The 8,534-nt window shown below is 43.2% G+C and carries 9 protein-coding genes, 2 rRNA genes and 1 riboswitch; all 11 genes read right to left on the minus strand.

Annotation, left to right across the window (positions count from 1 at the left end; translation table 11 throughout):
• Positions 1–600, minus strand: coding sequence for a cob(I)yrinic acid a,c-diamide adenosyltransferase (gene cobO, locus L1272_RS02505; RefSeq protein WP_054554244.1), 600 nt, complete (start codon positions 598–600; stop codon positions 1–3).
• Positions 601–609: 9 nt separating this feature from the next.
• Positions 610–2,094 (minus strand): cobyric acid synthase, encoded by a 1,485-nt coding sequence (locus L1272_RS02510; protein WP_235372657.1) that lies wholly within the window; start codon positions 2,092–2,094, stop codon positions 610–612.
• The gene (gene cobU, locus L1272_RS02515) at positions 2,094–2,621 is read right to left on the minus strand and encodes a bifunctional adenosylcobinamide kinase/adenosylcobinamide-phosphate guanylyltransferase (protein ID WP_054554242.1); all 528 of its coding nucleotides are present in this window, start codon (positions 2,619–2,621) and stop codon (positions 2,094–2,096) included. Before cobU ends, L1272_RS02510 begins: the two co-directional genes overlap by 1 nt.
• Positions 2,618–3,472 (minus strand): adenosylcobinamide-GDP ribazoletransferase, encoded by an 855-nt coding sequence (locus tag L1272_RS02520; protein ID WP_235372651.1) that lies wholly within the window; start codon positions 3,470–3,472, stop codon positions 2,618–2,620. The genes cobU and L1272_RS02520 overlap by 4 nt, the downstream gene beginning before the upstream one ends.
• On the minus strand, positions 3,426–4,487 hold the full coding sequence (gene cobT, locus L1272_RS02525) for a nicotinate-nucleotide--dimethylbenzimidazole phosphoribosyltransferase (RefSeq protein ID WP_054554240.1): 1,062 nt from the start codon (positions 4,485–4,487) through the stop codon (positions 3,426–3,428). Before cobT ends, L1272_RS02520 begins: the two co-directional genes overlap by 47 nt.
• 3 nt (positions 4,488–4,490) lie before the next feature.
• The gene (locus L1272_RS02530; RefSeq protein WP_152967167.1) at positions 4,491–5,480 is read right to left on the minus strand and encodes a FecCD family ABC transporter permease; all 990 of its coding nucleotides are present in this window, start codon (positions 5,478–5,480) and stop codon (positions 4,491–4,493) included.
• Entirely contained in the window at positions 5,473–6,303 is an 831-nt protein-coding gene (locus L1272_RS02535; RefSeq protein ID WP_235372652.1) for an ABC transporter ATP-binding protein, read from the minus strand. Before L1272_RS02535 ends, L1272_RS02530 begins: the two co-directional genes overlap by 8 nt.
• 103 nt (positions 6,304–6,406) lie before the next feature.
• Positions 6,407–6,474: riboswitch (cobalamin riboswitch) on the minus strand.
• A 60-nt stretch (positions 6,475–6,534) separates the two neighbouring features.
• Entirely contained in the window at positions 6,535–7,152 is a 618-nt protein-coding gene (locus L1272_RS02540) for a histidine phosphatase family protein (protein WP_235372653.1), read from the minus strand.
• 84 nt (positions 7,153–7,236) lie between these two features.
• Positions 7,237–7,665 carry an FKBP-type peptidyl-prolyl cis-trans isomerase gene (locus L1272_RS02545; RefSeq protein WP_062566688.1) on the minus strand — a complete coding sequence of 143 codons (429 nt, stop codon included), beginning with the start codon at positions 7,663–7,665 and terminating at the stop codon, positions 7,237–7,239.
• A 558-nt stretch (positions 7,666–8,223) separates the two neighbouring features.
• Positions 8,224–8,338 (minus strand): 5S ribosomal RNA (gene rrf / locus L1272_RS02550).
• 76 nt (positions 8,339–8,414) lie between these two features.
• A 5S ribosomal RNA gene (rrf, locus tag L1272_RS02555) occupies positions 8,415–8,529 on the minus strand.
• Positions 8,530–8,534: the final 5 nt, after the last annotated feature.

Genomic DNA, 8,534 nt, shown 5'->3' on the forward strand with positions numbered 1-8,534 from the left:
TTAATAATCGAACCCTTTTTGTGCTTTTATTCCTGCATCAAAAGCGTGTTTTACGTTTCTGACTTCACTGACTGTATCAGCTAAGTCGGTTAGTTTTCGGTGCGCACCACGACCTGTAATAATCACCGATTGCATAGCAGGGCGAGAGCTAACTGCCTCCAGCACGTCGTCTAAATCAATATAGCCGTAGGTGATCATATAGGTTATTTCATCTAGCATAACGAGGTTAATTGACTCATCCTTCAGCATTCTTTTTGCTTCTTGCCATGTCACTTGCGCAGCAACGGTATCTGACTCTTTGTTTTGTGTTTCCCAAGTAAAACCGGTGTTCATAATAACAAATTCAACCCCCGCTTTTTCGAGTAGGTTACGCTCACCACACTCCCATGTGCCTTTAATAAACTGACATACAGCTGCTTTCATTCCGTGACCTACCGCACGTGCAACAGTACCAAACCCAGAAGTCGATTTCCCTTTACCGTTGCCAGTTATAACCTGAAAAATACCCTGCTCTTTTTGTGCAGCAGCAATCCGTTCGTCGACTTTTTGTTTTACTTTTTGCTGGCGTTGTTGGTGCTTATCTTGATTCTGTTCGCTCATTGTTGTTCCTTATGTCTCTAAATTGAAGTTCTCATAAATATTGATGATTTGTTCAATATCGAGATTCTCTGCTACTACACTAGCTAAACGGTTTAACTGCTGTTCACGGTTTAAGTTAATATCAATCGGCTTAATTTGGCTATTTGGTGCAAGCCAAGTTATTAGCTCAGATACGCCTTCAGGGGTATCGAACAAGCCATGTAAGTAAGTACCTGCTACTTGGTTATCATCACTAATAAAACCATCTACTTTGAATCCACTTGGGTGTTCATTAAAACTCAAAAATGGCTTATCAAGTGCCGGCCCTTGACTAATCCCGGCGTGAATTTCATAACCTGAAATTGCTTTATCGCGATTGTTTAAATGAAGAATGCCAGAGACTTGGCTTAGTACTTTTTGTTGCCCTAATTGCGTTTCAAAGTCAGCAAGTCCGAGTCCTTCAGCGCTGCCTAAATTAGACTCCACTGCATGTGGATCAGCAAGGTAGTTGCCTAGCATCTGCAGCCCACCACATACTCCCAGCACTTTACCGCCATAGCGTAAATGACGTGTTATTTGTTTATGCCAACCTTCATTTTTTAAAAACGCTAAATCGCTCAGTACATTTTTACTGCCCGGAATAATAATCAGATCAACACTTGGAATAGCCTGGGTATGACGTACATACTGTAAATCAATTTCTGGTTGTAATCGCAGTGCATCGAAGTCTGTGTGATTACTAATATGAGGAAGTAGCAACACGGCTATGCGTAATTGCGGTTTATCTACCTGATTAGTTATAGCAACGGCATCTTCTGCATCGAGTGCTAAGTCATGTAAATAAGGTAACACCCCAAGCACTGGCTTATTGGTGTATTGCTCTAACCAATCAAGGCCTCCTTGCAATAACGCAATATCACCACGAAAACGGTTAATCACAAAGCCTTTAACGCGCGCTTGCTCCGACTCAGACAACAAGGCTAACGTTCCGACTAAATGAGCAAACACGCCGCCTTTATCGATATCGGCAATGATGATCACCGGGCAATCAACCGCCTCAGCGTAACCCATATTAGCAATGTCGTTTTCACGCAGGTTAATTTCTGCTGGGCTCCCTGCACCTTCAACAACCAGTAATTCAAAACGTTCACTTAAACGCTGCTGCGAAGTAAGAACTGCATCCATCGCCACTTTTTTGTAGTCGTGATAACTGCCCGCTTCCATATTCGACAGCGCTTTACCATGAACGATTACCTGCGCCCCGGTATCGCTGTTAGGTTTTAATAAGATAGGGTTAAAATCGACTTCTGCGGGGACTTTTGCCGCTACTGCTTGCAAAGCTTGTGCGCGACCTATTTCGCCACCATCTTCGGTTACGGCGCTATTTAACGCCATATTTTGTGGCTTAAAAGGCGCAACCTTAATGCCTCGATTAGCAAAGATCCGGCAAAGTGCTGCTACAAGAGTACTTTTACCTGCATCTGAGGTCGTGCCTTGCACCATTAATGTTTTCATCATTGTTCTCTTTTTAAGGTTTGTGCAAGACCTGCAATCACAAACTCAACACGTGCAACTTGCTGTGCTAAGGCTTGATGTAACCAACCTGAATGATCAACAAACTGACGGCTTAATTCACCGAGCGGCACAATACCATGACCCACTTCATTGCTGACAAAAATCACCTCACCCGGCAATTGCGATAGCACATCGAGTAAGGCCGCTTTTTGCTCAAGCCAAAATGCTTCACCCTGCTGGCATAAGCAATTACTCAACCATAGGGTTAAACAGTCCACTAAAATACAGTTTTCAGCATGGCTATATTGTTGTAGTGCTTTAGCCAAATACAAAGGCTCTTCGACAAGCTGCCAATGCTTAGCGCGCTCTGCTTGATGCCTATTAATTCGGGCTGTCATTTCTTCATCACCCGCATTGGCTGTGGCAATATAGATAAGCGGCTTGTTTGAATCTGTTGCCAGCTGCTCAGCAAAACGGCTTTTACCGCTGCGAGCACCGCCTAAAATTAAAGTATGTTGTTGGCTCATAATAAACTCACCAAGCAAAGGTAAGTAACAAGCTCAGATACTTGCTGGGCTGCCCCTAAGCAATCGCCGGTGTAGCCAGATAACTGTTTTTCAAACCAGCGCTTTAATAGTAAGCGAGTAACACAAAGCACACTGATGAGTATTAATAATTGCCCTAGAGTGAAGCCAAAAAACAACCATGCAATTGCTAACACCGCACCGCCAGTTGCTAGCAGTATTTGATAACTCTGCGTGCTTAAATGCATCGCAATGGGTTTTACTTTAGATGTGGCGTCCTGACTTACATAGTCCATGTCTGCAATTAAACTTGTTGCTACAACCCGACTTAAGCTTTGCCCTAAAACAAGTGCAATAATCACAGTACTGGTTACTTCACTAAGTGCGACGAGTGTTTGGTACTTAATTAATAAGGCCATCACAAGCGCCGCAGCACCATAGGTACCTAAGCGACTATCTTTCATAATGCTCAGCTTATCTGCAACGTGCCAACCACCACCAAAGCCATCCCAGACATCTGCAAGGCCATCTTCATGAAATGCCCCTGTAATTATCAAGCTAAACGCCATAACTAAGGCAACTGCAATGGCTGCAGGGAATAACCAACTTAGCAGCAAAAAGCTCAGCGCTAAAAGTACACCTAATATCACACCGACCAATGCAAAATAGCGGCTGGCCTGATTGAGTGCCTGACTCGATACTGCAAAGTTTAACTTAACGGGTATACGCGTTAAAAAACTAAGTGCCAGTAAAAATAGTTGAAGCTGACTTGGGGTAGAGTCAGAAGTGTGTTGTTCAGCGCTCATATCAGACAACTTGCTCAACATTGGCATCGGCAAAACTTGCCATGTCATTGTAAAACGCCAAAGATGCTTGCAGTAAAGGTAAGGCAAGCGCAGCCCCAGTGCCCTCTCCTAATCTTAAATCAAGCTGCAATAAAGGTGTTGCGTGCAAGGCATTGAGCATTGCTTTGTGCCCTTGCTCATCAGAAGCATGAGCAAATAACATATAATCGCGAGCGTTTGCATTAATGCGAGTTGCAACAAGCGCCGCTGCAGTACAAATAAAGCCATCCACGATCACCGCCATACCAAGTTCCGCAGCAGCTAAAATGGCACCGGTGATCTGAACAATTTCAAAACCACCTAATGCAGCGAGTGTCATTAGTGGGTCATCAAAATGAGCTTGGTGTAATTGAAGTGCTTGCTCAACAACTTTAATTTTTTTAGCTATAACCTCGTCGCTCACACCTGTGCCTTTACCAACACATTGGCTGGCAGGTAAAGACAAAATGGCAGCCATTAATGCCGCAGCACTTGTGGTATTGCCAATACCCATCTCACCAAAGGCGATGGTATTACAACCTTGCTCATAGAGTGAATGAACTCGCTGTTTGGCTAATGCAAACCCTTTTTCGACCTGGCTAAGTGACATGGCCATTTCAGTATTCAGTGGTGCAGTGATTTCACCTAAACGCTGGTTATGCACTCTTTTATCGTGTGAAGTATTGAGAGTTCCTGCATCCACAACTTCCAGCTGCCAGCCAAGCTGGCGACAAAATACATTAATCGCTGCGCCTCCTGCTGCAAAGTTTGCCACCATTTGTGATGTAACGCTGCTAGGAGCAATTGACACGCCTTGGCTTGCCACACCATGATCGCCTGCAAATACAACTAGAGAAGGGTTTGAAATAACCGGTTTAAAGGCAACTAGCGCCTGCTCACTATCAAGCTGCTTTGAAAAAATAAGCGTTAATTGTTTGGCACAACTTTCAAGCTGACCTAAAGCGCCTAGCGGCTTTGTTTTAAGGTCTATTTTTTGTTGAATTACAGCTGAAAATTGCTGATCAATAGGCATGATATTAAACATTAGCTACCTGCTCTGTTTACGAAAATAAAGTAAGAATAAAAAGAACACACTACCGATAGCGGCTGTGATCACACCAACAGGTAGTTCTTGGTTATTCAATAGGGTTCGGCATAACACATCGACCCACACCATAAAAATGCCACCGACCAAGGATGTCATAACTAAGTTATGGCTGCTGCCTTGCGGCGAAAAGTAGCGCACAATATGTGGGATCATCAGGCCGACAAAACCAACGCCACCACACATAGCAACAAGCACCGCTGTTATTAATGAACTTAGCAGTAGCATCATGATCCGAAAGCGTTGTACATGAATCCCCAAAGTCGCTGCACTTTCATCACCAAGCAGCATCGCATTTAGCTGACGACGAAATGCAATCATCAAAGTCATACAGGCAATAATAACGGCAAACGGCAGCCAAAGAGTGTCCCACTGAGCACGAGAAAAACTGCCCATCGTCCAAAACAAGATAGCGGTGATGGCTTGTGGATCGCTAAAATAAAGCAGCAGACTAGTCAGAGCACTAAATAAGAAAGATAAAGCAACACCAGCGAGTAACATGGCTTCAACTTGGCCAACATGGCGACGCCCTGCAATAGCAATAAGCAACAGCATAGAAAGTAAGCTTCCGGCAAATGCTGCAACTGACATACTAAAGCCAAAACTCACACCGGTTAGGGCTATAAAGCACACCACACCAAATGAAGCCCCAGAAGAAATACCAAACAAGTAAGGGTCAGCAAGCGGGTTTCGGGTTACGGTCTGCAAAATTAATCCTGCAAGAGCCAGCCCTGAGCCTGCTAAAAATGCCAGCATTGTTCTGGGCATACGTAACTGCCAAATAATACGCTGCACAAATTCATCGCTACCTTGGCTAAACAAACCATTAAAAACATCACTCAGTGGCGTATTTGCAGCACCAAAGCTCAATGCTAAAAAACAACTAATAAGCCCTACGACAACACAGATACTTAAACGCATTGCATCAGTCATGTTGATGCTCCTGTGTCTGATAGCCATAAAAATAAGTGATGTGCGGAATAAACTTATCAGTACTTGATTGCGGGTGAGCAGATACCGCTGCGCAGACACCAAATACATCACTCAACAGCTGCTCAGTAAGTACCGCTTTTGGTTGCCCCTGACAAACCAAACGCCCTTCATCAATCACCAATAATTCATCACATAAACTCGCTGCGAGATTTAAATCATGGAAAGAAGCAAGAACAGTCACATCGAGGGACTTTGCTAATTCCATTATTTGAATTTGGTATTTAACATCAAGGTGACTGGTAGGCTCATCCATGATGAGCAACTTAGGTTGTTGTACGATAGAGCGTGCAATAAGCGCTCTTTGCTTTTCGCCACCTGAGAGCGAATCAAATGCTTGTTCACTATGATGAGATAAACCAACCTGCTCTATCGCTTGATATATTCGCTGTTTATCATTGGCAGACGTGGTGCTGAAAAGTCGCTTATGAGGTGTTAAGCCTAAACTCACTACATCGAACAAAGACAAATTAAACTGCGATGGAGACTCTTGTAAAACCACAGCAACCTGCTTTGCAAATTCATCAGCACTGATTTGCCAGATATCTTGACCGCTCAGCAAAACAACCCCTTGCTGAGGTTTCAAGTAACGATAAAGACAACGCAGCAAGCTTGATTTACCAGCCCCATTAGGGCCAAGTAGACCGATAAACTGCCCTGCTTTTAACTCAAGGTTAATTGATTCAAGTATGGTTTTATTCGCAGTACCCCAACTTAAATCAGACACTGATATTAATGGTGCAGCGCTATGGCTATTTTGTTGCAAGCTTATTCTCTCTTGACGAGCAATCGCAACGCACAAGAAAGCACTGGTAAGTACCAGAAAATGACGTGAGTTGACCCGCTCGATGATTAATTGTTAGTGCTAAGTATCTGGCTGACCATTATTTAGATGGATTACAGTTGCGGGAACAGCTGGAGAATTTCACTCCATTCCATAGCATATGAGTATTATGGCGGGCTAAGTAAATAATTCAATGAATATCGCTCTAGATGGCTAAAAAACAATTTTAGGCCAAGCCTGTCCTTGTTCATCTATATATACATCGAGTGTAATAAGCCCCGCATAAGGAAGATGAAAAACATTTAAATGCGTGGCTGATTGTTTTGGCATCTGACAAACAATAGCGAGAATTTGTTTGATCACTCCAGCATGACTAATTACCAATGACTGTTCATGCTTAGATTCACATAGTGATTGTAAAAATGTTTGCCACCATGCCTCTACCCGGGCGTAAAAGTCTGCCATAGATTCACCATTGGGTACTTTTACTTGCCATGGGTGCTGCCAAAAATCACCAATATGAGGCTTACTTGTTTGCTGCCAAAGCTGTTGGTAATCTTGGCCATCCCAATCACCAAAATTAAACTCTTTCAGCGCGTTATAATACTGTATATGTAGTGAGTGCTGATTTGCTAAATAATCAGCGTGGACTGAGCAACGCTTTAGTGGTGAGCTATATATGGCATTTAAATTTATGAGCTCAGCAGAGGCTTGGCGCATTTGCTTATGACCAAGCTCTGATAAATCGACATCGATTTGCCCAGAAAGAATTCCAGGCGTAGCTATTTCGCCATGGCGAAGAAAGTAAACTCGTGAAGTAAATGCGTCCATAATGTTCCTCAGTAAACCATTAGTGAACGTTAACGCGTTTTAAATACTCTGTCGACTTATGCTAAGGCTGTTATGCTCAGAGAGTTAAGCTAAACGCATTAAACGAACATCAAAATGCAGCACTGCATTTGCGCCAATTTTGCCACCGTTACCTTTTTTACCCCAAGCAAGCTCTGGAGGGATCACAAATTCATAACGAGAGCCAATATTCATTAATAGCAAACCTTCTCTTAACCCTTCTATAGCTTCAGATAAAGCGAACACCTCAGGCATACCCGCTTTATAACTGTCGGCAATCACATTGCCATCAGCAAGCATAATACGTTGATTAATAACCACTGTATCAAACTCTGTTACTCGCTCCCCTTCAACTTCATCAATCACTTTATACATTAAGCCCGACGGACATAGATGTGTATCTGGATGCGATGAGAACTTAGCAATAAATGCTTCACTATTTTTACGATTTAAACCTGAAGAACCTTTTGACTTGGTCGTTTTCTTACGAGACACAGTAAACCTTAATTGTATTACAAATATAAAACGCTTTATCGCATAACAAGGTAGGGGAAGCAAGTTTGCGAGAGTAAAGTTGCAAGTTAGAAAGGGAAAAGTTTGAGGATCTGGCGTAGGTTGGGTAGAGCACAGCGAAACCCAACACAGAGCTATCAGCTTTCAGCCGTCAGCGATCAGCCGCGCGGTGTGGGTATTTGGGGCAGAGTCTCTTTAAGTAATAAAATCTTGTTGGAGGCACTTCAGTGCCGAAATAATAAAAAAAATATTCATTGCTGAAGCCATTCTTACGCCAGACTTGACCTTGAAATTTAAACTTTATCCTTGCTAACTAGCAACTCGCTAACTCGTGTTGGGTTTCGCTACGCTCTACCCAACCTACCTGGAGAATGAACAGAGTGAATGCTGAGGGAGTCTCGGTACTAAACAACCACACAGTTCAACTGACATCTAACCTCTGATATCTCTGTATTTCAGCTGACGTCTAACGGCTGAAAGCTGACAGCTCCCAGACGCAAAAAAGCCCGATTCTTTCGAATCGGGCTTTCTTTAATAGGATCCTGGCGATGACCTACTTTCACATAGAAGCTGCTACACTATCATCGGCGCTGTTTCGTTTCACTACTGAGTTCGGCATGGGGTCAGGTGGGTCCAAAACGCTATTGTCACCAAGAAAATTCTTTTCAATTTTCTTATTATTTTATTTATAGTCTTTCGACTTAATTTAAAGTCTTGCGACTGAATTTGGAGCCTGGCGATGACCTACTTTCACATAGCAGCTGCTACACTATCATCGGCGCTGTTTCGTTTCACTACTGAGTTCGGCATGGGGTCAGGTGGGTCCAAAACGCTATTGTCACCAAGCAAAT

The sequence above is a fragment of the Pseudoalteromonas sp. PAST1 genome, from assembly GCF_021532515.1.
Taxonomy (GTDB): Bacteria; Pseudomonadota; Gammaproteobacteria; order Enterobacterales; family Alteromonadaceae; genus Pseudoalteromonas; species Pseudoalteromonas simplex.